The following is a 24,493-nucleotide window of genomic DNA, read 5'->3' on the forward strand; positions in this document are numbered from 1 at the left end:
GTTTTAACAAGCCCGCCAGAGTGTGGCGAGCGTTACCCTCCATCCAGCTCTGCGAGGTCCTTCATGCCACGGTCGGAAGCCGGCTCTCGTGACCGGACGGTCGGCATCAAGCAGGTCGCCCTGCACGCGGGGGTTTCAGCCGGGACCGTGTCCAACGTGCTGAACCGGCCGGAACGGGTCGCGGCCGAGACCCGGGCCCGGGTCGAGCAAGTGATCAAGGAGCTGGGCTTCGTCCGGAACGGGTCGGCCGCCAGCCTGCGTTTCGGGCACGGCCGGACCATCGGCCTGATGATGCTCGACCTGGGCAACCCGTTCTTCACCGAGATGGCCCGCGGCGTCGAGGACCTCATGAGCGAGCGGGAGTACGGCGTGATCCTCTGCGGCTCGGCCGGCCAGGAACTGCGGGAGGAGCGCAACATGCGCATGCTCGCCGAACAGCAGGTCCGCGGTGTCCTGGTCACCCCGGTGAACGACAACCGCGACAGCCTGGCGCTGCTGCGCGAGCGCGGCATCCCCACCGTCATGCTCGACCACGCCGCCACCCGCGCCGACCAGTGCTCGGTCACCGTCGACGACGTGACCGGCGGGCATCTGGCCGCGTCGCACCTGCTGGAGCGCGGTGCCCGCGACATCGTCTTCGTCGGCGGCCCGCTCACCACCCGGCAGAACGCCGACCGCAGAGCCGGTGCGCTGCGGGCGCTGCGGGAGGCGGGACACGGCACGCTGCGCGAGATGATCGTCGAGGAGATGACCTCCCGGGCCGGCGACGAGGCCGCCGAACACCTGCTCGCCGAGCTGCCCGACGCGATCTTCTGCGCCAACGACCTGCTCGCCATGGGGGTGCTGCGGTTGCTGCTCCAGCAGGGGGTACGGGTCCCCGGGCGGGTCCTGCTCATCGGCTACGACGACATCGAGTACGCCCGCGCCTCGGCGATCCCGCTGACCTCCATTCGGCAGCCGCCGTACAAGCTGGGACAGATCGCCGCCGAGCTGCTGCTCGACGAGTGCGACCACCCCGGCTCGCACGTCCATCAGCAGATCATGTTCCAGCCCGAACTGATCGTCCGGGAGTCCACGAGCCGATGACCGCCACGATCGCCGCCATCGATCTCGGCGCCTCCAGCGGCCGCGTCATCACCGCCGAGGTGGGCCGGGACCGGCTGGAGCTCACCGAGGTCCACCGGTTCCCCAACCGGCCGGTCCGCGTGAACGGCACCCTGCACTGGGACATCCTCGGCCTCCACCGCGAGGTCCTGGACGGGTTGCGGCGGGTGGAGGCGATCGGCCTGGACTCGGTGGGCATCGACTCCTGGGCCGTCGACTACGGCCTGCTCGACAAGGAGGGCCGGCTGCTCGGCAACCCGGTGCACTACCGCGACGGCCGCACCGCCGAGATGATCGGCCAGGTGCACGACCGGGTCTCCCCGGGCCGCCTCTACGAGATCAACGGCCTGCAGTTCCTGCCCTTCAACACGCTCTACCAGCTCGCCGCCGAGCCTTTCCTGGGGCAGGCCGAGACCCTCCTGCTCATCCCCGACCTGATCTCCTACTGGCTGACCGGGCAACGCGCCGCGGAACGCACCAACGCCTCGACCACCGGCCTGTACGACGTCCGCCGCGGCACCTGGTCAGAGGAGCTCATCGACGCCCTGGCGCTGCCACGCGGGATCTTCCCCGGCCTCCGTTCGCCCGGCGCGCGGGCGGGCCGGATCCTGCCGGCGGCCGGAGCCTTCCCCGGGACGCCCGTCACCACCGTGGCCTCGCACGACACCGCCTCGGCCGTCGCCGCCGTCCCGGCCGCGGGTCCCGACGTCGCCTACATCTCCTGCGGCACATGGTCGCTGGCCGGGGTGGAGCTCACCGCGCCGATCCTCAGCGAAGAGGGCCGCGCGGCCAACTTCACCAACGAGGCCGGCGTCGACGGGACCGTCCGCTACCTGCGCAACGTCATGGGCCTGTGGTTGTTGTCGGAGTCGCTGAGCACCTGGCGTCTCACCCAGGCCGATCTCGGCCCCCTCCTGGACCGCGCCGCGGCGCTGCCCGCCCTGCGCAGCGTGATCGACCCCAACGACCCGGTCTTCCTGCCGGCCGGTGACATCCCGTCCCGGGTCGCCGCCTACTGCGCCGGGACCGGCCAGCCTGTGCCGGGCAGCCCGCCCGAGGTGGTGCGCTGCGTCGTGGACAGCCTCGCCCTCGGCCATCGCAGTGCCGTCCTGCGGGCGATGGAGCTGTCCGGGCGCCGGGTGGAGGTCGTGCACGTGGTCGGAGGGGGCGCTCGCAACGCGCTCCTGTGCCAGGCCACCGCCGACGCCATCGGTCTTCCCGTCCTGGCGGGACCCGTCGAGGCGACCGCTCTGGGCAATATCGGCATCCAGGCCCGAGCGCTCGGCCTCATCCCCAGTCTTTCCGCCCTGCGAGCCCTCATCGCCGAGACCCAGCCTCTTCGCCACTACGAACCCACCGGATCCGCCACGGCCTGGACGGACGCCGCCACCCGCCTCAGCGCACTGACCTGAATTCGGCGGGCGAGAACGCCGCCCATTCGATTCTCCGATTACGGAGTCGAATGGGCGCTCGGCATGCCCGAATTACGCCGACAATTTGTTTCGAGAATTCACTCTTGACGACCCCCAATGAAACACATAGGTTAATTATGGCGGTCGTTAAAACGTTTTAATTAACACGAAAGGAACGATGGGCGCAGCGGCATGGGTCCGGGCGGCGCAGACCGCCCGGCCGATGGCGCCCATATCGGGGATCGACCCATCGAGAGCCGGAGCCATTCGGCCCGACTTTCACGATCTCGATCTCAGACGGAACATCTGAACGCTGGCGTTGAACGGCCGGAACCGATGTTTCCCGTACTGAAGATGAAAGGAGCAGAAATGCCAGTGAACAAACCTTCCCGACGCGCGTTAACCGCGATGGGATTGGTTCTCGCCATGGTCGTGCCGTTCACCGCGACCGAGGCCAACGCGGTCGCCCCGGGCAACGTCGAGGTCAAGCGCCTCGGCGTGGACGGGCGCTACGACACACCGCTGGGCCTCGACGACGTGTTGCCGGTCCTGAGCTGGCAGGCCGCCGAGACCGGCCGGGCCCGGTCCCACCCGTGCTACCGGCCCGGCGCGGTGATCGCCTGCCCGGCCGACAAGCAGACGGCGTACGAGGTGCAGGCGGCCGAGTCAGAGGCGAAACTGGCGGCCGGTGACCTGATCTGGACGACGGGCCGGGTGGCGAGCTCCGACCAGCGGGTGACCTTCGGCGGGGCGCTCCGGTCCCGGCAGACGGTCGTCTGGCGGGTCCGGGTCTGGGACGCCGACGAGCAGGAGTCCGCCTGGTCGGCCCCCGCGAAGTGGACGGTCGGCCTGCTGGAGCAGAGCGACTGGGGCCAGGCCCGCTGGATCGACTACCCGGACCGGACCGAGAACCAGGCGCTGCCCCTCTTCGCCCGCCAGTTCACGGTGCCGGGCACCAAGCAGATCGCCGACGCGCGGCTCTACCTGTCGGGTGTCGGCCTGCACCACACCGTGATCAACCGCAAGGAGCTGACCGACGAGGTCCTGGCTCCGGGGTACTCCAACTACCAGCTCTCCAGCGAGTACCGCACCTACGACATCAAGCACGCCCTGCGAGCCGGTGACAACACCATCGGCGTGGAGATCGGCAACGGCCCCGCCTACGTGCGCCGCAGTGTGACCAACCCGGCGGTCGGCCGGACCTCGCCGTACTCCTGGTGGCAGAGCCAGCCCAAGGGCAACGGGACGCTGGCCGCCGCCGTCGCGGCCGGGGCGAGCAACGTCAAGGTCGACAACGTCGCCAACTACCACGTCGGCGGCACGATCAACGTCGACACCGGCCAGGGCGGCGACCGCCTCGAATCCCGGGTGATCACCCAGATCGGCACCGCGAGCGCCGCCGGGACCGGCATCGGCTTCAACCCGCCGCTGTCGGCCGGCCACGCCGTCGGGGCCAAGGTCACCGGCTCGGGCAACAACATCGCGGCCAGCGACGCCTCCGCCGGCGCCGCCGTGACGCCCAGGCTGATCGGCCGCATCGAGATCGACTACACGGACGGCAGCTCCGACACCATCGTCACCGACCGGTCCTGGCGCACCGCCCTCGGCCCGCTGGTCACCGACGCCTGGTACTCCGGATCGGACTACGACGCCCGCCGCGAGCAGGTCGGCTGGGACAAGCCCGGCTCGAACCTGACCGAGACCGCCAGGCGCCGCGACGGCTCCCTCACCGGATGGGTCAGCGCGGGCATCGCCCCGCCGCCGAACCTCGCGACCAAGCTGGTGGCCAGGACCGCCGAGCCGATCAGGGAGCAGGAACGTTTCCGGCCGGTCTCGGTGACCAACCCCGCCCCCGGCACGTGGGTCTTCGACTTCGGCCAGAACATCGTGGGCTGGCCCAAGCTCAACCTCGGCCAGGTGCCCGCCGGGACGACGGTCCGCATGTCCCCCGCCGAGTCCCTGAACGCCGACGGCACCGTGAACCAGGCCTCCCTCATGGGCGGCGGTGGCGGCCGCGGCACCAACCTCTTCAACACCTACACCGCCTACGGCAGCGCGGACGGGGAGGTCTGGAACCCGCAGTTCAACTACTTCGGCATGCAGTGGGTGCAGGTCACCGGCCTGCCGGAGGGGTACACGCCGACCGCCGACCTCGTCACCGGCATCCGCCTGCAGGGCGACACCCCGGTCGCCGGCGCGTTCACCAGCTCCAGCGCGCGGGTCAACCGCATCCACACGATGGCGCGCTACTCCTTCGCCGGGAACATCATGTCGGTCTTCACCGACTGCCCCGGCCGCGAGAAGCTGTCCTACCCGGCCGACTACACCATGCCGATGGGCTCCATCCACCGCAACTTCGAGCTCGACGCCTTCTTCCGCACGACGATGCGGCACCTCGTCGAGGGCCAGTCCGTCGCCGACACCTCCATGGCCGGCAACGTGGCCCTGAAGACGCCGGTCTACGACTGGGGCTACACCGGCCAGTTCGGCGACGAGATCAACTGGGGCAACGCGATCGTCCTGGTCCCGGCCATGTTGTACGAGCTGTACGGCGACACCCGCACCATGACCCGGTACTACGACCAGATGGTGAAGTTCGTCGACTACATTCAGCGCCAGAAGGTCGGCACCGGCGCGGACGCGCACATCGTCAACGCCGCCCTGTCGGACTGGGTCTCCGCCGAGCCGACCTCCGGCCGGATCACCGGCACCTGGGGCTACTACATCATGATCACCAAGATGGCGGAGATGGCCCGGCTCACCGGCCACACCGCGGACGCCGCGGAGTACGGCCAGCTCGCCACCCAGATCAAGGACGCGTTCAACCGGGCGTTCTTCAACGACGCCCTCGGCCGCTACACCGCCAACGGCAACGCCGGCACGACCGGCGGCTCCCAGGCCGCCCAGGCGCTCGCGCTCGACGCCGGACTGGTCCCGGCCGACAAGCGGCAGGGCGTCCTGAACGCGCTCGTCGACCTCATCTACGCCTTCCACCCCAACGGCGACGGCCCGCACTTCAGCGGCGGCACCATCGGCATGGCCCCGACGGTCCGCGCGCTGATGGACGGCAACCGCGACGACGTGATCTGGGACGTGCTCCAGGAGGACGACCAGCCCAGCTACGGCTTCTTCATGGCCGCCACCCCGGCCAACCCGGGCGGCATGACGACCATCGGGGAGAACTGGAGCCGGGGCAGCTCCAAGAACCACATGATCCTCGCCCAGATCGAGGAGTGGTTCCACGCCGGCCTGGCCGGCATCCGGTCGGCGCCCGGCTCGATCGCCTACGACAAGCTGGTCATCCAGCCCAAGTCCGTGGGTGACCTGACCAGCGCCGAGAGCAGCTACTCGACCCCGCAGGGGGTCGTCAAGAGCGGCTGGACCAAGGAGGGCAGCCGGTTCAAGCTGAAGGTCACGGTTCCGCCGAACACCACGGCGGAGGTCCGGGTCCCCACGACCGGCCAGCAGACGGTCATCGCTCCGGCGCGGGCGAGCTTCGTCCGGGCTGAGGGCGGCTACTCCGTCTACTCGGTCCCGTCGGGCAAGGACTACGTCTTCGTCACGCAGTAAACGCCGAACATGGGTGCCACCCTTCCGCGCGGAAGGGTGGCACCCATGTTGTGTTCCTGAGAGGTCAGGCGGGTGGCGGAGCGGTGGAACGGCGGGTGATGAGTTTGGGCGCGACCGAGAAACGCGCGGCCGACACGCGCCCCTCGATGCGTTCCAGCAGCAGCCGGCCCGCCATCCGGCCCATCGCGAAGCCGTCCTGGTCGACGCTGGTCAGCGAGATGTTGGGCAGGGCGGCCAGCAGGGTGTTGTCGTATCCGGCGATCGAGATGTCCTGCGGGATCCGCAGGCCGGCCTCGTGAACCGCCGCGAGGGCGCCGATCGCGGCCTGGTCGGCTCCGGCGAAGATGGCGGTGGGGCGGGGCGAGCGGGCCAGCAGTTCGCGGGCGCCGTCGTAGCCGCCCTGCTCGGTGTAGAAGGTGGTGGCGATGGCGATCTCGCCGCCGAGGCCGTGCTCATGCATGATCCGTTTGTACGTCTCGGCTCTGATGATGTGCAGCAGGTCGGCGGGCTGGGCGATGCTGTTGTCCTGGTGGGTGATGTGGGCGATCCGGCGGTGACCGAGTTCGATCAGGTGCCTGACGACCAGTTCGGCGCCCGCCTCGTCGTCGTCGTACACCGAGTCGTAGGCGGCCGACCTTTCGTGACGGGCCAGCACCACGAACGGCCGTTCCTTCGCCACTTCCTCCATTCGATTCTTCGAGGCGAGCGGCGCCACATTGATGATGCCGTCCACCTGCCGGTCCAGTAACGCGTCGACGGCCTGCCTTTCGGCTTTTCTGGTGTCACCGCCCTGAACCATGATGGCCTGGTATCCGGTATTGTCCAGCTGCCCGGAAAGGCCGTCGAGAATATCGGCGAAGAACAGGTTGCGGATATGCGGAAGCACCAGGCCGATCGTGAAAGTGCGCCCGCGCATTCCCCGGGCGGCGGCCTGCGGCCGGTAACCCAGCTCCGCGATGGACGCCTGGATCCGGCTCTTGGTGACCGCGCTGACGCCGGTGGCGTTGCGTATCACTTTCGACACCGCGGTGGTGGACACCTGAGCGTGGCTGGCCACATCGGCGATCGTCACCCGCCGCCGAGGATTACGCGTGGCCATCGAACTCCTCCCGAGGATGTTCCGCTGATTGTAACGACGGTGATTTCCTTGGTCTCCAGTTCATCCGTCTGGGCAGTCCAGATGGGCGCGAAGGAACCGTAGGGTGGACTGGTGCAGCCGGTGGCGGTGGGGCACGGTGGACCAGCCGTGGTCGGCCTCGCCGATGATCACCAGCTCGGCGTTGCCGTCGTAGTGGTCGGTGTAGCGCCGGGCGTACTCGATGGGGGCGATGGTGTCGCGGTCGCCGTGGAGGATGAGCACCGGGCCGGTGTAGGCCGCGGACCGGTCGTAGACCTTGAGGTTGGCGATGTCCTCGACTAAGGCGGCGCTCATCTGGTGGCCGTCGGCGTCGAAGTAGCCCTTCCTGGCGAGTTCGCCGGCGATGTGGCGGCCCTTGAGCCGGCCGGAGCCGACCTCGAAGGGCGCGACGGCGGCCGGGGACCACAGGCACAGGGCCCGGATGCCCGGTTCCTCGGCGGCGGCGATCCCGGCGACCACCGCGCCCATGCTCATGCCGACCAGCGCGATCCGGCCGGGGTCGGCGAAGTCGAGTTCGCGCACGGCCCGCAGGACCGCCTGGGTCTCGGCGATCTCCCCGGTGATGGTGACGCCGGAGAAGTCGCCGTCGCTCTCGCCGTGGCCGGAGAGGTCGAAACGTACCGACCCGATGCCGTTCTCCGCCAGCAGCCTGGCCATCAGGACGAAGGAGCGGTTCTCCATGCGGTTGTTGGCGAAGCCGTGCACGAAGACCACCACGGGTCCTCGTTCGACCGGAGTGTGCAGGGCGGCGCGGAGGGTCAGACCGTCGTGGTGGAAGTCGTGGTAGCGCATCACACGTCCTGGTGGAAGAGATGCCGGCCGGAGCCGACCTCGATGGGATGGTCAGGGCCGGCCGGCAGGTGAACCGCCGCCGTGGTGTTGGGCGGCACGACGACCTCGATGGTCAGCCGCGCGCCGGTGCGCTCCCAGCTCACCTCGGCCCGCCCGTACGGGGTGTCGTGGCAGGCCCGGGCGTGGGTGAGGCCGCCGCCGGGGCGGGGGCGTACGGTCAGGCGGCGGTAGCCGGGCTCGGCCGGGGCCAGTCCCGCGATCACGCGGTGCATCCAGTCGGCCACCGCGCCCAGGGCGTAGTGGTTGAAGGACGTCATCTCGCCGGGGTTGATCGTGCCGTCGGGCAGCAGGCTGTCCCAGCGTTCCCAGATGGTGGTGGCGCCCATGGTGACGGCGTACAACCATGACGGGCACTCGGTCTGGAGCAGCAGCCGGTAGGCGTCCTCGAGCGCGCCCGCGTCGGTGAGAGCGTCGCAGATCAGCGGGGTGCCGACGAATCCGGTGCCGATGCGGTGGCCGTTGGCATGGACCAGCTCGGCCAGGCGCTCCCCCGCGTGTTCGCGCCGCCGGTCGCCCTGGAGCAGGCCGAACCGCAGGGCCAGGGCGTAGGCGGTCTGCGAGTCACCGGTGACCTTGCCCTCGGCGGTGGCGTAGGCGGTGTCGAACGCGGCGGCCGCCCGGTCGGCCAGCGCGTGGTACCGCGCCGCGTCGCCGGGGCGGCCGAGCAGCGCCGCGCTCTCGGCGACCAGCCGGGCCGAGTGGGCCAGGTAGGCGGTGGCGACCAGTCCCGGATCGGTTTGCGCCTCGAAGGGCCGCTCGGGCGGGGCGGTGGGGTCGAGCCAGTCGCCGAGTTGGGGGCCGGTGTCCCACAGGTGGGAGTCCCCGGCCAGAGCGGTGATCTGGTCCACCCACGCGGTCATGCTCGGGTACTGCGCGCGCAGTAACCCCAGGTCGCCGGTGCGCCGATGGATCGTCCACGGCACCACGACCGCGGCGTCTCCCCAGGCGGCGGTCGGCAGCACGTCGCGGAACGGTTCGAGTTCGATCCACGGCACGAAGACCGGCACCGTGCCGAGTTCGGTCTGCTCGGCGGCCAGGTCGGCCAGCCAGGAGGTGAGGGGTCCGGCGCAGTCGTACAGGAAGGACGCGGCGGGGGCGAAGACCTGGATGTCGCCGGTCCAGCCGAGTCGTTCGTCGCGCTGCGGGCAGTCGGTGGGCAGGTCGACGAAGTTGCCGCGCATGCTCCAGACGACGTTGTCGTGCAGGCGGTTCAGGCCGGGGTCTGAGGAGGTGAAGTCGCCGGTACGGCGCATGTCGGTGTGGCAGACGACCGCGACCACGTCATCGAGGTTCAGGGATCCGGGCCAGCCGTCGACCTGGGCGTATCGGAAGCCGTGCACGGTGAAGCGGGGCTCCCATTCCTCGGGTTCGCCGCCTTTGAGGGTGTACGTGTCGTGGGCGGCGGCGTGGCGGAGCGGGCGCAGCGCCAGGGAGCCGTCGTCGTCGAGGACCTCGGCGTGGCGGAGTGAGACGGTGTGCCCGGCCGGGCCCTGGACGCGGATGCGCAGGCGGCCGGCGATGTTCTGGCCGAAGTCGAGGATGGTCTCCCCCGTGGGGCCGGTCAGCGCGGCCGCCGGCGCGAGGGTCTCCACCCGGCGGACGGGCGGGCCGGTGGGGGCGACCAGGAGTGCCGGGTCGTGGGAGAGCAGGTCGGCCGGTGCCCAGGCGGAGTCGTCGAAGCCGGGGGCCGACCAGCCGTCCGGGAGCAGGCGGGCGTCGTGGGTCTCGCCGTCGTACAGGCTCGCCGCGGTGACGGGGCCGGGGGCGCAGCGCCAGGCGTCGTCGGTGACGAGGGTCTCGGCCGTGCCGTCGGCGTAGGCGATCTCCAGCTGGGCGATCAGGGCGAGGCGGTCGCCGTAGACGCCGGACCGGCCGCCGTGGAAGCCGATCCGGCCCCGGTACCAGCCGTCGGCCAGGGTCGCGCCGATCGTGTTGGCGCCTTCGCGCAGCAGGCCGGTGACGTCGTGGGTGCGGTAGCGGAGGCGGTGGTGATAGCTGGTCCAGCCGGGGGCCAGCACGTCCTCGTCCACGGTCCGGCCGTTGAGCTCGATCTCGTACAGGCCGTGGGCGGTGACGTACAGGCGGGCGGAGGAGATCGGTGCCCGCGCGGTGAAGTCCCGGCGAAGCAGCGGGGCACCGCCCAGCAGGTCCGCTGGCGGCGCGGTGGCGCCTGCCCGCCAATCGGCCGGATGGAGCAGCCCGGTCTCCACCCACGACCAGGGACTCCAGTCGCTCGCCGAGCCGTCCCGCCCGTGGACGCGCACCCGCACGCCGCGGCGTTCGCGCGACCGCAGCGGCTCGCCCGGCCAGGGCACCAGCACTGACTCGCCGGACTCCACCCGCAGCGTGGTCCCGTCGCCGGTCTCGATCTCATAGGCCTGTTGCAGCCACCCCCGCAGATCGGTGCGCACCACCCACGACAGCCGGGGCGCGGGCTCGCCGATGCCGAGGGGATCGCGATGATGTTCGAAGGTGACCGGGTCGACGTTCGGAGAGGTCATGTCATCCCTTGATGGCGCCGGCGGTCATGCCAGCCACGATCTTGCGGTTGAAGAAGACGAAGAGCAGCAGGGGCGGGATGGTGATCAGGACGATGTCCATGAACAGCAGGTTCCACTGGGTGCCGTACTGGCTCTGGAAGTTGTAGAGGGTGACCTGCACGGTCGCGTTGTCGTCGCCCGGCAGGAAGTAGAGCGGGTTCACGAAATCGTTGAAGATCGCGACTGAGCTGGTCAGGATCACGGTGATCGTCACCGGCCGCAGCAACGGGAAGATCACCTTGAAGAACAGCGTCAGCCCGCCGCAGCCGTCGATCATGGCCGCCTGGTCCAGCTCGCGCGGAATGGCCGCGATGAACGCCCGGAACAACAACACCGCGTAGGCCAGGCCGAACGCCACCTCGACCAGGATCAGCCCCGGCAGCGTCTTGAACAGCCCGATCGCCTGCAGCAGCCAGATCGTCGGCACGATCGCCGGTGGGATGATCAGCCCGGCGAGCACGAGGAAGTTGACCACCGCCCCGATCCGTCCGGCCCGGCGTTGCAGTACGAACGCGGCCATCGCCGCCGCGATCACGATGAGCGCGACGGAGGCGACGGTGAGGATCGTGCTGTTCACGTACGCCCGGAGCAGGACGTAGTCGCGGGCTTGGATGACCTCGGCGAAGTTCCGCACGATCGGCCAGTTCGCCGGCCAGGCGAAGTCGAGGTCCGCCGACTGGATGTCGTCCTTGACCGCCGTCAGCAGCATGAACGAGAACGGCACCAGGAAGATCACGGTGGCCAGGAGCAGCGCGAGGCCCTCGGCCCCCGCCCGCTTGAACGATCTCATAGGGCGACCTGCCGCTTGCCGAGGACGTAGTTGAGCGGGACCACCAGCGCGGTGACGATGAGGAACAGCAGCACGTTGCCGGCCGTGGACAGGCCGAAGAACCCGGCCTGGTACTGCTTGTAGATGATCGAGGCGATGACGTCGCTGGTGAAGCCGGGCCCGCCCCGGGTCATCGTCCAGATGAGATCGAAGGACCTCAGCCCGCCGATGAACGACAGGATGATCACCGAGTAGGTGGCGGGCCAGCTCAGCGGCAACGTGACGTGCCGGAACCTGTGCCATGCGGTGCCGCCGTCGACGGCCACCGCCTGGTAGTAGTCCGGCGGGATCGACAGGATGCCGGCGATGTAGATGACGGTGGCCAGCCCCACGCCCTTCCACACGTCCACCAGGGCGACCGACAACAACGCGGTGGTGGCGTCGCCCAGCCAGTCCGGCCCGTCGACCCCGACCACCGCCAGGGCCCGGTTGACCAGGCCGGTGTCCGGCCGGAGCAGGGCGCTGAAGGTGATGCCGACCGCGACCGTGGACACCAGCACGGGGAAGAACACCACCGACCGCAGGAATCCGCGCAAGCGCAGCCTGCTGGTGAGCAGCACGCCGAGGGCCATGCCGAGCACGACCTTCAGGCCGCTGGTGACCACCGCGTAGACGAGCGTGTTCTGGAAACCGATGCGCAGGTTCTGCTCGGCCAGGAAGTCGCGGAAGTTGTCCAGGCCGACGAAGGTGCTGTCGAACAGCGTCCAGCGGGTCAGCGCGAAATAGAACGCCATCACCGTCGGCACCAGGAAGATCAGCAGGTAGACGACGGCGGCGGGCAGATACAGCGCGTACGGATAGGCGGAGCGCTGCTTCGCCGGTGGCCGCGCGTGCCGGACCGCGCCGGGCCCCGTGCGGGGCCCGGCGTCCTTCGTCACCACCCCGCGAGGCCCAGCTGCTTGGCCTGCTTCTCCACGTCCTTGTCGTACTGGGCGGCCGCCTCGGCGGGCGGGGTCAGCCCGGAGCCGACGGCGACGGTGATCTGCTCCAGTGACGGGCCCTTGATCGGCGACAGGAACTCCAGCGCCGGGGCGGTCGCGCCCTGGTCGATGTACACCTGGAGGTCCTTGGCGACCTGGAGCGCGTCCTCCGGCAGCTTGGCGCCCTTCACCCGGTACGGACCCGAGGGCCGCACAGCGGCGGTGACCGCGTCGGCTCCGGCCGGGGAGGCGACGAAGGCCAGGAACTTCTTGGCCGCCTCCAGGTTCTCGGTGGTCTTGGCGATGTAGATCGCCGCGGGCTCCCAGACGGTCGCGCCGTTCTTGGCCGCGTCGTCGCCGGGGACGCCGAAGAAGCCGACGTCGGTGGCGGTCTGCGGATAGGTGGCCAGCAGCGGCGGCAGCAGCCCGCTCAGCATCGGGTAGTGCGCGCCGGTCCCCTCGACGAGCATCTTCAGGCCCTGGTCGAGGGTAGCCGAGCCGAAGCCCTTGTTGGCGTAGCCCTTGGCGTGGACGTCGGCCAGATGCTGGAAGCCGCCGAGCGCCGCCGGGGTGGTGGCGAACTTGGCTTTGCCCGCCGTGTAGTCGGCGGCGAAGGTGGGCGCCGCGGCCTGCACGTTGAAGTAGTCGGCCAGGACGAAGAGCTGCGAGGTCCAGGTGTCCTTGAACGTGGTGATCACCGGGGTGATGTCCGCGGCCTTGATCTTGTCGTTGTTGGCCAGGAACTCCGCCCACGTCTTGGGCACCTGAAGGCCGAGCTTCTCGTAGACCTTGCGGTTGTAGAGGATGCCGCCGCCGGTCAGCGTGGTCGCCGGCACGCCGAACACCTTGCCGCCCTGGCTGACGACCGGCAGGTAGTCCGGCTGCACGTTGGCCAGGACCGGGTCGCCGGTCAGGTCGACCATCGTCTGGGCCGGGTTGAGCGCCTGGAGCAGCGAACCGGAGTTGTACCAGAACACATCGCTCATCTCGCCGGTCGACAGGCGGGTCTTGATGATGTTGTCGCCCTCGCTGCCACCCGGCTGGTTCTCGATCTCGATCTTGATGTCCGGGTTGGCCTTCGTGAAGGCGTCGGCCAGCGCCTTCGAGGTGTCCACCGTGGACTGGTCACTACCCGTGAGGAAGGAGAGGGTGACGGAGCCGCCGGTGGCCTGTTCGCCGCCGCCGCCCGCACCGCAGGAGGTCAGGGCCGCTATCGCGAGAACGGCGACGGCCGTTCCGAGCGCGCGGGGTGAGGTTTTCATGGTGCCCCTCCGGGGTGGCATTGAATCGTTTTAATCGACTCCCCGATGCGGTTAACGTAGGCGTTACATGGAGGGGCGTCAAGGATCGATTAGGTAACGGTACCCAGAGATTCAGCAGCTCACAGCGCTGTGTATGGGCACTTTGGGGCATCGATACCTGCTGGCCGCGCATCCTTGAGCGGGAGCTTACAGCCCAGAATCTGCCGATCTGCGGCCCGCGACCATCAAGGTAACGACGGTCATCACAGTGAGAAGGCCCCAGGCCGGTACGAAGCTGTCGGTTAGGTCCTTGAGTAGGCCGAGGACGGGGGGCGCCAGGATGACGGCGATCTGGTTGACGGCCATGGCCAGGCCGAGGGCGAATCCCGTCCTGCCTGGTGGCGCTGATTCGGCCGCGTAGGCGACCCATGGGCCGTACCAGCCGATGCCGAAGAAGCCGAGCCAGATGAACAGGAGGCAGGCTGCCGCGGGCGATTGCCCTAGGGGAGTCATCAGCGCTGTCATGCCTATGGTCACCGCGACCATGCAGGTCAGGACGGAGCTGTAGCGCCCGGATCTGCGGCGATCGCTCCAGGCTGCCAGGCAGATGCGGCCGGCGACGCCTGCTCCTTGGGTCGCCACGTAGATGAGGGCTGCCGTATCTGCCTCGACAGACGTCGTCTCGTGGAGATACAGGACGGTCAGGACGGCTACGCCGCTGTGTACCGAGACCATGCTCGTTCCGGACAGGATGATCTTTATCATGGACGGTTCACGGAGCATTCGCAGCCGCGCGCCGGACCTGTCCTGAGGGGCGCTGTCCTGAGGAGGGCTTTGGGCGGGCGGGCGGCGGTAGACGCACATGAAGACGACGGCGCCCAGGAGTGCGACGAGTCCGCCGGCCAGGAGTGTCGCCCGCCAGCCGAAGGCAGCTGCGAGGGCGGGCAACACGGCCGCGGCGAGTACGCCGCCCAGCGGGAGACCCGCCTGACGGATGCCCATCGCCAGCCCGCGCTGGGACGCGTCGAACCAGGACGCCACCGACTTGCTGCCGCCGGGCTGAACGGTGCTGTATCCCGCACCGACGATCAGCAGGACAAGGAGCAGGGACGCGTATCCCGGCGCCATGCTTCCCGCGCCCAGGCTCACCGCGATGACGCAGGCGCCTATCCCGATGATCCAGCGTTCGTTGTAGCGGTCCAGCAGTTCTCCGGCGACCAGCAACCCGACCAAGGGGACCAGCTGGGACGCTGAGAGCAGCAGGCCCAGCTGAGCGGTGCTCAGGTTCAGGTCACGTTGCAGGTGGATGCCCATCGCTCCGATGCCCTGCACGAAGAAGCCGGAGGCGGCCTGGGTGAAGGTGGCGACGCCGAGGACGATCCACCGGTATCGCCACATGTGAGGTGTGGATTCACTGACGCGTTCGGACGGCGTCACGGTCGATTGCCGGATAGGGCTTCCGTTACGGGCGCCAGCACAGTGCGGGGTCAGGGTGGTCGAAGAAGCCCAGTTCCCGGTAGAGGGGCTCGCCCTCACGAGAGGCGTACAGGTCGACGCGGACGGCGTCACGTTCCTGGAACCAGCCGAGCAGGCCCCGCATGATCGCGCGGCTGTGGCCACGTCGTCGATACGAGGGGTCGGTGACCACGCCTATCACGTGGCCGATTCGGCCGTTCCGTGAGTGCGGTCCGGGGAACCACTGCTCGATGGTGCCGATGCCGCAGGCGGCTAGGCCGTTGTCGCCGTCCACGACCAGGATCCGCGCGTCGTCCCTCGTCAGTTTCTCCTTCAGGACCGCGGCGAGGGCGTTCCGCCAGTCGTCGCCCGCTGATGAGGGGTTGAAGAAGTCGCCGCCGAGGTCTTCGAACAGCAGCGCGCGCAGGCGTACGAGCTCTGCGACGTCGTCCTCGACCGCCTGCCGCACATCGGTGTGGTGTGTCATGCGGAACAGACTGGTGTAATGGTCTTATGCATCTCAACCTTTACAGTGAAGATGCCGTGAACCTGGCCGCGGCCCTGGCCAACCGGCGTCCGGCGACCGTCGAGGAGCTCGCGGACCGCTGCCGCGCCGCCGGGCTCGTGCTGGAGCGGCCGGTCACGCCGGAGGACCTGGACCGTACCCTCGCCGTACTGAAGGAGTGGGAGAAGGTCGTCGACGCCGCCGACGAGCGCGAGCGCGCCGAACTGCTCAACCGCATGCTGGCGGACTCCGCGGCGTATCCGCGGTTGACCGATCACGCGGGCAGCGGCTGGCATCTGCACTTCCGCGACGACGGGCAGTCGCTCGGCCCCGTGCTGTTCGCCCTGTTCTCCGTGGGCACCGCGATGCACCTGGTGGGCCGGGGCATGCACCGGCTCAGGCGGTGCGAGGTGACCGAGTGCACCACGATCTTCGCCGACACCTCCCGCACCGGTCGGCAGCGCTACTGCTCCCGGCAATGCGCCAACCGCGACGCCGTACGCCGCCACCGCGCGAGCCGCGCGGGTTAGTGTGCCTACCTGTGCAGGGCTTCGAGCATCCGCCGGCACATGTCGGCGCAGCGGCGCGTGGCCTCCGCGCACATCTGGCAGTGGGCATGGCGGGCGGCGTGCTGGATTGACTCACGCCTCCAGCGAGAGGGCCTGGCTGGGGCACACGCGTGCCGCTTCCCGGGCCTTCTCGATCAGTTCGCCCTCCGGCGTCTCATTCAGCACGATGATCGTGCCGTCGTCCTCGCTCTGGTCGAACAGCGCGGGCTCAGTGAGCGCACACTGTCCGGCACCGACGCACTTGCCGGTGTCCGCGATGATCCTCATGGCCCTCTCCTCCTAAGGTGGGGATGGCTGTTCGTCCTCTACCAGGTCACCGGAAGCCGGTACAGGCCATAGATGTTCGCGTCGTCCTTGAACGGCAGCTCGTCGACATCCACCGCCAGCTCCAGCGTGGGGACGCGGCGGAACAGCGTGTCGAACACGATCTGTAGCTCCATCCGGGCCAAGTTCTGGCCCAGGCACTGGTGCGGCCCGAAACCGAACGCAACGTGGTGGCGCGCGCCGCGTTCGATGTCGAGCTCGTCCGGGTTCTCGAACGCCCGCGGGTCTCGGTTGGCCGAATAACCGAGCGCCAGCACGCCTTCGCCGGCCTTGATGAGCTGCCCGCCGACCTGGATGTCCTCGACGCACAGCCGGGCCGTCGCCGCGTCGATGATCGTGAAGTACCGGAGCATCTCCTCGACCGCGTTGAGTGTTTTGCCGGGGTCGCCCTGGATCATCGCGAGCTGCTCCGGGTTGCGCAGGAACGCCACGGTCGACAGCGAGATCATGTTCGCCGTCGTCTCGTGGCCGGCCACGAGCAGCAGGAAGCCCATTCCGGTCAGTGCCGTCCGCCGGTAGGTGCCGTCCTCGCGCAGCTTGACGATCTGCCGCCCGAGCAGGTCGTCCGGCGGGTTTTCCTCCTTCTCCGCGATGAGGTCGGCCATGTAGCCCTGGATGGCCTCGGTGGCCGCCCACCGCTCCTCGGGCGGTGTCGACTGCCTGATCACCTTCACCGTGTGCTCCTGGAAGAACTCGTGGTCGGCGTAGGGCACACCCAGCATCTCGCAGATCACCAGCGACGGGACCGGCAGCGACAGCGAGTCCACCAGGTCACCGGGCTGCGGCCCGGCCAGCAGCGCGTCGACCTGCCCGTCGACGATCTCCTGGATCCGCGGCCGCAGCGCCTCCAACCGACGCACTGTGAACTCGCCGAGCACGGCCTTGCGCGCCGGCCGGTGCTTGGGCGCGTCCATCGCGATCAGGGTGCGCTCCTCGTCCGGCCGCCGGGACGCTGCCTCGCCCTTGACCAGCTGCGGGAAGTCCGGATGCTGCCGGTCGGCGCTGAACCGCCGGTCGTTCAACACCGTTCGCACGCCTTCGTGGCGGCTGACCACCCAGGCTTGCCCGCCGTCGGGCAGCCGAACCCGCGAGACCGGCTCTTCTTCGCGGATCTCTTCGTACGCCGGCGGCGGCGCGAACGGGCACGTACGGGCCATGGGGAACTCGTGATTCTCGACGGTAGTCATGACTTTTCCTTTCACGACGTCACGGACAGGCGAGAGACAGCGAAAATGAACGGCAGTTGGTCGACCGGCGCGACCGGGTTTGGCGCTGGGATGCGGCGGACCAAGGAACCGCAATGGACCACCGGGACCGACAACATCGGTGGATTCAGACCCGACCCGTCCCCTCACGGGCGAAGTTCGGTTCCGCCGCTTCCAATCGCGGTACCGAGATGCCCAACCGTCGTGCTTCGGCCAGGGTGTCCCGGCAGACCTCACGCGGCTCCTCGGCGTCGGGGTCGGAGTGCGCCGCAAAACTCACGCGCACGGGCGCGACATGAGCAGTCAGCCAGGCGAGCACGGGGGCCGTCAGCCAGGTGGGCGCCCGGAACAGCAGCACACCGCCCCGGTGACGTCGCAGGTCAAGGCCGCGCGCCTCGAGGAGCGGCAGCAGCTCACGGCCAGCCAGCAGCCCCTCGCGCAGGTCGCCCGTTGCCCCGGCCAGCTTGGACAGGGAACCCAGCCGCAGGCCCTGCGAGAACAGGCCGGCATCCGACACGAAATGGACCCACAGCCAGCCGCGGAAGTCGGGCCGCTCCTTGAGCCGGAGCCCGGCCTCGCGAAACGCCTGGCGCACGGCCCGCTCCCGGTCGGTCGGGGGCTGGCCGAGGGTGCCGAAGATGACCGACGGCAGCAGCATCCCACGGAGCACGCCATCCGCGCCGAAACCGCCACCGGCCTGGGGAAAGCCCCACGCGACCTGGTCGACAGGGAGTGCGCCGATCGCGGACAGCGGCTCGGTCCAGACGTTGCCGAAGACCAGCACCGTGGCCTGGCCGACACGCGGGGCCAGGAAGGCCGCCGCCTCCGTGAGGCGGTGGTGCGGCACGCTGAGCACGATCAGGTCGAAGTCGTGGTCCGGCTCCAGCGCCTCGCGGTAGCGCACCGGCCACTTCTCGACGACGCGCTGCCCCCACACCCGGCGCCGCATATCGATCAGGTCGAGGTCCACCGCGTCCCCGTACGTCGCCGCGCGGCCCGGGCGGACGTAGAACTCGACGTCATGCCCGGCCCGTTCCAGGATCCAGCCATAGACGGTGGCGATCACGCCTCGGCCGAACATCAGGATCTTCACGCTGCACCTCGTGGAGTACGATCGATTTGGAGGCCATCTCCACTTCTCAAAATATGGAGGTCATCTCCACTTGTCAACAGGGGGTAGCGCATGACCGCCGACAAGCCGCTGCGTGCCGACGCCCAGCGCAAGCGCGAGGCCCTGCTCGCCACGGCCCGGGAGGTCTTCGACGCCGGCGACTTCTTCGACCTGCGCTTCGATGACTTCGCTCACCTGGCCGGGGTGGGCACGGGCACGCTGTACCGCCATTTCCCCACCCGGGAGGCGCTGGCCGAGGCGGTCTACCACGGCGAGGTCGCCACGCTGTGCGACCTCGCCCGCCGGCTACAGGCCACGCTGCCCGCGGCAGAGGCGTTGGCGGCCTTCCTACGCGGCATGGTCGACCACATTCACGCCCATAAGGGCCTCGCCCGGACGCTGGCCATGCTCATGGCCGACCGCTCGGGTGTCCTCGCCGAGGGTGGCCGGGCGCTGGAGCAGGCGGTCACCGACCTGGTGGCCACCGCCGTACAGGAGGGCGCTGTCCGCGACGATGTAGGCGCCGGCACCGTCATGATGGCGCTGCACGGCATCGGTGCGGCCCATGACCGCCCCGATTGGCGGGCCGAGGCCGACGGTGTCATCACTCTCGTCCTGGACGGGCTGCGCCGCCCAAGCTCAACCGCCGCTGAGCACCCCGACTGGCGGTCCAGGTAGGCTGAGCGCGTGGTTGGTTCGCCCGGGCCCGTCAGGGTTCGGGCGTCGTAAGAGGGAACCCGGTGCGAATCCGGGACTGCCCCGCAGCGGTGAGTGGGAACGAAAGCCGTCACACAGCACTGGGAGCCATCCCGGGAAGCGACGGCCGGTAGGCGCGACACGCACGCCCACGAGTCCGAAGACCTGCCTGCCGCCCGCGCGCCACCCGGCGTGCGGAGATCCATGGCCTCGCGGGAGGGCCGAGGGTTCCCCTTGGGCTGCCGCGCGCCGTGGACCGCACATGGCATGACCGAGGGAAGGACGCCATGAGGGTCACCACGACCGTCGCGGGATACCCCCGCATCGGCCCGAACCGCGAACTGAAGCGGGCCGTCGAAGACCACTGGGCCGGCCGGGGCGATCTCGAGAAGACCGCCGCCGCACTCCGCCGCGACACCTTCCGGGAGATGAACGGGCTGGACGTGATCCCGTCCAACACCTTCTCCCGCTACGACCATGTCCTGGACACCATCGTCATGACCGGAGCCGTCCCCGGCAGGTTCCGGCACCTCCAGGATCCGTACTTCACCATGGCCAGAGGCGCCGACGGCATCGCGCCCCTGGAGATGACCAAGTGGTTCGACACCAACTACCACTATCTCGTCCCGGAATTCACGCCGGGCATGCGCCTCACCCTGGACTGGCGCAAACCCCTCGCCGAGTACCGCGAAGCCCGCGAACTGGGCCTGGAAACCCGTCCCGTCCTGCTCGGCCCGCTGTCGTTCCAGCTCCTCGGCAAGGGCGGCTGGGTGCTCGACGGCCTCATCGAGGTGTACGCCGAGCTCCTGGAACGACTGGCCGCCGCCGGAGTCACCGAGGTCCAGCTCGACGAACCGGTCCTGGCCGCCGACCGTACCGAACCGGAACTGGCCGCCCTCCACCGCGTCTACGAGCGGCTCGGCGACCTGAACAGCCGTCCCCGTCTCCTCGTGTCGACGTACTTCGGCGAGATCGGCCCGGCGCTCGGCATCCTGGCCGGAACCCGGGTGGAGGCGATCGGCCTGGACTTCGTGGCGGGCCCCGGCAACCTCGACGCCCTCGCCGCCGTCGGCGGTCTTCGCGAGAAAGCGCTGGTCGCCGGTGTGGTGGACGGTCGCAACGTGTGGCGGACCGATATGGCCAAGGCGATGTCGACGTGCGCGGTCCTGCTGGGCCTGTGTGACCGGCTGGTCGTCTCCACCTCGTGCTCGCTGCTCCACGTCCCGCTCGACCTGGACCTGGAGACCGGTCTCGCGCCAGAGGTACGCTCCCGGCTGGCCTTCGCCAGGCAGAAGGTCGCCGAGGTCATCGCCATCGGCCACGCGCTGAACGGCGGCCCGGTCCCCGCCGGAGCGGCCATCGCCCCGGCGCACCCGAGGGAGGTGTCCCCGGCCTCCGCGCGTACCCCCTTCGAACAACGGGCGAAGGCCCAGCTCGACCTGCCGCCACTGGCCACCACGACAATCGGCTCATTCCCGCAGACCGCCGAGATCCGGCAGGCCAGAGCCGCGCTCCGCGCCGGAACCCTGAGCCCGGAGGAGTACGAGGCGCGCATGCGCGCCGAGATCGACCGGGTGATCGCCCTCCAGGAGGACATCGGCCTGGACGTGCTCGTCCACGGCGAGCCCGAGCGCAACGACATGGTCCAGTATTTCGCCGAGCTGCTCGACGGCTACGCCGCCACCGAGCACGGCTGGGTCCAGAGCTACGGCTCCCGCTGCGTGCGCCCGCCCATCCTGTACGGCGACATCACCCGCCCCCAGCCGATGACCGTCCCCTGGGCCGCCTACGCCCAGTCGCGCACCCGCAAGCCGGTCAAGGGCATGCTCACCGGCCCTGTCACGATGCTGGCCTGGTCGTTCGTCCGCGACGACCAGCCCCTGGCCGCCACCGCCCGCCAGGTCGCCCGCGCCCTCCGCGAGGAGATCGCCGACCTGGAGGCGGCCGGAATCCGCGTCATCCAGGTCGACGAACCCGCCCTCCGCGAACTCCTGCCGCTACGGGACGACGCCAAGGCCGAGTATCTGACCTGGGCGGTGGACGCCTTCCGCCTGGCCACCGGCGGAGCCGCCGACGGCACCCAGATCCACACCCACATGTGCTACTCGGAGTTCGGCGAGATCATCGACGCCATCGCCGACCTGGACGCCGACGTGACCAGCGTCGAAGCGGCCCGGTCCCGCATGGAACTACTCGACGAGCTGCGCGCCGCCGGATACCACCGGGGCATCGGCCCGGGCGTGTGGGACATCCACTCACCACGCGTCCCGTCGGCCGAGGAGCTCACCACGGCGTTGCGCCGCGCGGTCTCGTCGGTCGATCCGGCCCTGCTCTGGGTCAACCCGGACTGCGGCCTGAAGACCAGGGCGTACCCGGAGACCGAGGCAAGCCTGCGCAACATGGTCACGGCCGCCCAGCGGGTCCGCGCCGAGATCGCCTAACCTGCGGAGTGCCCGGTGCGACGGCCCCGTCGCACCGGGCTGTCGCGATAGGTGTCGGTGCGCGCTCGGCACGATGATCCTTTTCACTCGTTCCTTCCACGAGGCCGGTGGCGCAGCACGCAGTCGCCGCACATGCCGCCGCCGGGCACCCGGTAGTAGAGGCAACAGTTGCGTCGGACGTAGAACGGCTGCGCGGCGAACGTCCCCTGACCGCGAAGGCGCCCGATGGCGAGGAGTCGGCGGCCCAATGTCAAGGCGGCAGCGGCGCGCTGCGGCCGGTACTGGGCCAGGACGCGCACGCTCCCGGCGAGCGCCGAGGCGGCGTTGCCCCACAGGATCGCCGGCGCGATCGAGACGACGCGGCCGACCGTGTCCGCGAGCGGTTCCAGGAAGCCCGCCACGACCTCCTGGTACATCAGGTCGGCACCGTCGCCGCGTACGGGCAGGAAGGACCATTCCTCCAGTCGCAACGGCAGGGGCCCGTGCGGCACCGGGCGCCAATGCACCCGCGACGGATCGAAGCCTCCGCCGACACCGTGCAGCACCAGGAGGCCGAGCGGTGGCGACAGAAACCGCGCCGCCAGCCCCTGGAACAGGATGGACGCCGCCACCCGGCGCTCCTCGACACCGAGCCGCTCAGCGACGTCCGCGACGCGGGCCGCGATCAGATCGGCATCCTGAATCAGCTCACCGGCGGGCCGCCACCCATCCCCCAGAGGTCCCACCTCGACGGCGAAGAACTCCCCCATCGCGGCCAGTTCGCGCACGCGCGGGGAAACAGGCACGACGCCCGTCCTCTCTCGGGGAGATCCGCCCCGGCTGGTGAGGAGGCGACCGCGTGAGTCTCCTGGCTCTCGGGTCAACGCTCGTCCCGGCCTTCCCACCCCGCGGGGGCAGTGGCTGGTTCGGGAGTCGCTCACCGATCACAGTGGCGGGACCGCGCCGGAATCACACCGGCTTCCTCGTTCCGCCGTCGCCTTTCGGGCATCGTCTCATACCTGCCTGTACGGGAACATATGTCGCATAGCGTACGACGATCAGAGCAACCTGGCTGGATGACGCGGCCCGCGCCTGGGACCGGCCCGCACCGGTACCGCGCCGACGTGCCGCGATCCTGAAGTATCGGGTCGCGCTCGGCAGTGGTGAGCGGCTTGATCTCCAGGCTCGGGATGAGCGGCGGTCCGTTAACTGACACCACGCCCCGACGGCCGCGAAGCCGCCCGCTCAGCGGTGACGCGGCTGAGCACGGAATGGGAGCCGCGCCGCGATGTCCGGGCGGTGGAGCAGTTGCGGGACGGCAGGATTCTGGCGGCGCTGGACGGAGTGGGGCTGGAATCCTGGCTTCCGTCAGGAGAGCGGGAGTGGTCGGTCGCGGATGAGGAGGGCGGACGCGAGATCGCGGTCGCCGGGACCCAGCAGACGGCCTGGGTCTCACTGGTCCGACCAGATCGGTACGGCCCTCCCCAGTCCGTTGTCCAGCTCTCCCTCTCCGACGGCGGACAACTGGACCACGTGACCCCATCCGTCCCCGTCTCGCTCGTACGCTCCGCGGACGGCCGCCCGCTACTCGCGCCCAGCGGTGACCTTAGTTCTCGCACCGCCTTCCCCGTCCGGTCCGGCAGCCGTCTCTACGTACGGACTGCCTGGGTGCAGGACGAGTTGGGGGCCACACCCAAAGATCCGTGGGTCGCGGCCGTCGAACTGTCCGCGCTTGACGCGGAACGGCCGGGCGAACCGGCCGAAGCCGAGGTCCAGCCACTGTTCCCGCACTCCTGGATCCCCGGTGAGATCCACTTCGGCGGCCCCGGAGTGGAGACAACGGACGGCGACCTGGTGCACGCCGGGACGGTGTACGACGGGCGTGGGCTTCAGCCTGGCGGGTCCTTCGTCGTACGCCGGTCGGCGGCGAACGGGACGCCACGATGGATCTTCCGGACCGACAGACCCGCCACAGCGCTGGACGCCGACTCCCACACAGCCTATGTCGCCTACGACGACGGCGAGATCGTCAGTCTTGATCTCCACGATGGCAGGGTACGCTCGCGCGGGCATTTGACTGTGGGCGCGGTGACCGTCTTCCCCACGGCTCTGACCGTCACCGGCCCCGGGCGCCTTCTGATTGGCACGAGCGACGGACGCATCCTCGACTGCTCAGCCGCTTAGAGGGCTCCAGCGAGGCCGAAGCGGGTGTCCAGGGCGTGCGCCGATTCCGTAGGCGTTCTGCACGGAGACCACGGGTGCGATGCGCCGCGCCTCCGCCAGATGTTCGGCCGTGGCGTTGGAGATTCCCAGATGCCGGATCAGCCCCGCGTCCCCAACTCCACCGCCCGCCGAAGCACCGCGATGGCCTGTCCCCGATCCCGCGGCACACCATTCCCGAACGCCTGCCCAACCTGCGTCAGCCGCATCGCGCCAAACCCCATGCGATTGACGGTCAGGTCCCCCAGCCGCCAGGTCCCGGAAGCCGTCGCACTCACCTCAGAGCTCATGACCATATTCTCCCAACAGTTCGCAAAGAGCCCTTCAGCGGATCAGGTAAGCCCGCGATGGGGTAAAGGTCTGCAAATCAGTCGTACTCTCG

The 24,493-nt window shown here is 69.6% G+C and carries 21 protein-coding genes and 2 riboswitches; of the genes, 7 read left to right on the forward strand and 14 right to left on the reverse strand.

Translation table 11 applies throughout. The features are described 5' to 3' along the window. Positions 1-63: 63 nt before the first annotated feature. The 3 genes from Aple_RS15885 (at position 64) to Aple_RS15895 (ending at position 6,086) form a co-directional block, all read left to right on the forward strand. The gene (locus Aple_RS15885; RefSeq protein ID WP_155345375.1) at positions 64-1,086 is read left to right on the forward strand and encodes a LacI family DNA-binding transcriptional regulator; all 1,023 of its coding nucleotides are present in this window, start codon (positions 64-66) and stop codon (positions 1,084-1,086) included. Continuing rightward, positions 1,083-2,516: a rhamnulokinase gene (locus tag Aple_RS15890; protein WP_155345376.1), complete on the forward strand. Its 1,434-nt coding sequence runs from the start codon at positions 1,083-1,085 to the stop codon at positions 2,514-2,516. The genes Aple_RS15885 and Aple_RS15890 overlap by 4 nt, the downstream gene beginning before the upstream one ends. 369 nt (positions 2,517-2,885) lie before the next feature. Continuing rightward, on the forward strand, positions 2,886-6,086 hold the full coding sequence (locus tag Aple_RS15895; RefSeq protein ID WP_170321495.1) for an alpha-L-rhamnosidase: 3,201 nt from the start codon (positions 2,886-2,888) through the stop codon (positions 6,084-6,086). A 64-nt stretch (positions 6,087-6,150) separates the two neighbouring features. Here the strand turns inward: Aple_RS15895 and Aple_RS15900 are convergent, their stop codons facing one another. From Aple_RS15900 to Aple_RS15935, 8 genes are all read right to left on the reverse strand, one after another. Continuing rightward, a complete protein-coding gene (locus Aple_RS15900; protein WP_155345377.1) occupies positions 6,151-7,185 on the reverse strand; it encodes a LacI family DNA-binding transcriptional regulator in 1,035 nt (344 codons plus the stop codon). A gap of 60 nt (positions 7,186-7,245) precedes the next feature. Beyond that, entirely contained in the window at positions 7,246-8,016 is a 771-nt protein-coding gene (locus Aple_RS15905) for an alpha/beta hydrolase family protein (RefSeq protein WP_218038346.1), read from the reverse strand. After that, positions 8,016-10,577, reverse strand: coding sequence for a family 78 glycoside hydrolase catalytic domain (locus tag Aple_RS15910; RefSeq protein WP_155345379.1), 2,562 nt, complete (start codon positions 10,575-10,577; stop codon positions 8,016-8,018). Before Aple_RS15910 ends, Aple_RS15905 begins: the two co-directional genes overlap by 1 nt. A 1-nt stretch (position 10,578) precedes the next feature. After that, positions 10,579-11,406 (reverse strand): carbohydrate ABC transporter permease, encoded by an 828-nt coding sequence (locus tag Aple_RS15915; protein WP_155345380.1) that lies wholly within the window; start codon positions 11,404-11,406, stop codon positions 10,579-10,581. Further along, positions 11,403-12,326, reverse strand: coding sequence for a carbohydrate ABC transporter permease (locus Aple_RS15920; RefSeq protein ID WP_218038347.1), 924 nt, complete (start codon positions 12,324-12,326; stop codon positions 11,403-11,405). The genes Aple_RS15915 and Aple_RS15920 overlap by 4 nt, the downstream gene beginning before the upstream one ends. Further along, positions 12,320-13,627, reverse strand: a complete 1,308-nt coding sequence (locus tag Aple_RS15925) for an ABC transporter substrate-binding protein (RefSeq protein ID WP_155345381.1) — start codon at positions 13,625-13,627, stop codon at positions 12,320-12,322. Before Aple_RS15925 ends, Aple_RS15920 begins: the two co-directional genes overlap by 7 nt. Positions 13,628-13,813: 186 nt before the next feature. After that, on the reverse strand, positions 13,814-15,004 hold the full coding sequence (locus Aple_RS15930; protein WP_155345382.1) for an MFS transporter: 1,191 nt from the start codon (positions 15,002-15,004) through the stop codon (positions 13,814-13,816). Positions 15,005-15,068: 64 nt separating this feature from the next. Beyond that, entirely contained in the window at positions 15,069-15,548 is a 480-nt protein-coding gene (locus tag Aple_RS15935) for a GNAT family N-acetyltransferase (protein WP_155345383.1), read from the reverse strand. A 26-nt stretch (positions 15,549-15,574) separates the two neighbouring features. On the opposite strand from Aple_RS15935, the gene Aple_RS15940 reads away from it, so the two are divergent. Further along, positions 15,575-16,096: a CGNR zinc finger domain-containing protein gene (locus tag Aple_RS15940; RefSeq protein ID WP_155345384.1), complete on the forward strand. Its 522-nt coding sequence runs from the start codon at positions 15,575-15,577 to the stop codon at positions 16,094-16,096. Between the two features lie 5 nt (positions 16,097-16,101). Here Aple_RS15940 and Aple_RS56715 read toward each other — a convergent pair whose 3' ends face one another. The 4 genes from Aple_RS56715 to Aple_RS15955 all read right to left on the reverse strand — a co-directional run bounded on the left by Aple_RS56715 (position 16,102) and on the right by Aple_RS15955 (position 18,757). Beyond that, the gene (locus Aple_RS56715) at positions 16,102-16,203 is read right to left on the reverse strand and encodes a four-helix bundle copper-binding protein (protein WP_486303365.1); all 102 of its coding nucleotides are present in this window, start codon (positions 16,201-16,203) and stop codon (positions 16,102-16,104) included. Positions 16,204-16,207: 4 nt separating this feature from the next. Beyond that, a complete protein-coding gene (locus Aple_RS15945; protein WP_155345385.1) occupies positions 16,208-16,402 on the reverse strand; it encodes a ferredoxin in 195 nt (64 codons plus the stop codon). 38 nt (positions 16,403-16,440) lie between these two features. Beyond that, positions 16,441-17,646, reverse strand: a complete 1,206-nt coding sequence (locus Aple_RS15950) for a cytochrome P450 (protein ID WP_155345386.1) — start codon at positions 17,644-17,646, stop codon at positions 16,441-16,443. A gap of 145 nt (positions 17,647-17,791) precedes the next feature. Beyond that, positions 17,792-18,757 carry a ketopantoate reductase family protein gene (locus Aple_RS15955; protein ID WP_155345387.1) on the reverse strand — a complete coding sequence of 322 codons (966 nt, stop codon included), beginning with the start codon at positions 18,755-18,757 and terminating at the stop codon, positions 17,792-17,794. 90 nt (positions 18,758-18,847) lie between these two features. Between Aple_RS15955 and Aple_RS15960 the strand changes: the two genes are divergently transcribed. Together Aple_RS15960 and metE are read left to right on the forward strand one after the other, a co-directional pair. Further along, a complete protein-coding gene (locus Aple_RS15960; RefSeq protein WP_155345388.1) occupies positions 18,848-19,453 on the forward strand; it encodes a TetR/AcrR family transcriptional regulator in 606 nt (201 codons plus the stop codon). Next, a riboswitch (cobalamin riboswitch) is annotated at positions 19,451-19,658 on the forward strand. Its footprint overlaps the gene before it by 3 nt. 100 nt (positions 19,659-19,758) lie before the next feature. Next, positions 19,759-21,912, forward strand: a complete 2,154-nt coding sequence (metE, locus tag Aple_RS15965) for a 5-methyltetrahydropteroyltriglutamate--homocysteine S-methyltransferase (protein WP_155345389.1) — start codon at positions 19,759-19,761, stop codon at positions 21,910-21,912. Between the two features lie 83 nt (positions 21,913-21,995). Here metE and Aple_RS15970 read toward each other — a convergent pair whose 3' ends face one another. Next, complete coding sequence (locus tag Aple_RS15970) at positions 21,996-22,697, reverse strand: (2Fe-2S)-binding protein (protein ID WP_155345390.1); 702 nt, start codon at positions 22,695-22,697, stop codon at positions 21,996-21,998. 40 nt (positions 22,698-22,737) lie between these two features. Continuing rightward, positions 22,738-22,912: riboswitch (cobalamin riboswitch) on the reverse strand. Between the two features lie 230 nt (positions 22,913-23,142). Here Aple_RS15970 and Aple_RS15975 point away from each other — a divergent pair. Continuing rightward, the gene (locus Aple_RS15975; RefSeq protein WP_155345391.1) at positions 23,143-24,075 is read left to right on the forward strand and encodes a PQQ-binding-like beta-propeller repeat protein; all 933 of its coding nucleotides are present in this window, start codon (positions 23,143-23,145) and stop codon (positions 24,073-24,075) included. Positions 24,076-24,212: 137 nt separating this feature from the next. Here the strand turns inward: Aple_RS15975 and Aple_RS53250 are convergent, their stop codons facing one another. Further along, a complete protein-coding gene (locus tag Aple_RS53250; RefSeq protein ID WP_218038348.1) occupies positions 24,213-24,401 on the reverse strand; it encodes a hypothetical protein in 189 nt (62 codons plus the stop codon). Positions 24,402-24,493 lie beyond the last annotated feature (92 nt).

The sequence above is a fragment of the Acrocarpospora pleiomorpha genome (assembly GCF_009687885.1).
GTDB lineage: Bacteria > Actinomycetota > Actinomycetes > Streptosporangiales > Streptosporangiaceae > Acrocarpospora > Acrocarpospora pleiomorpha.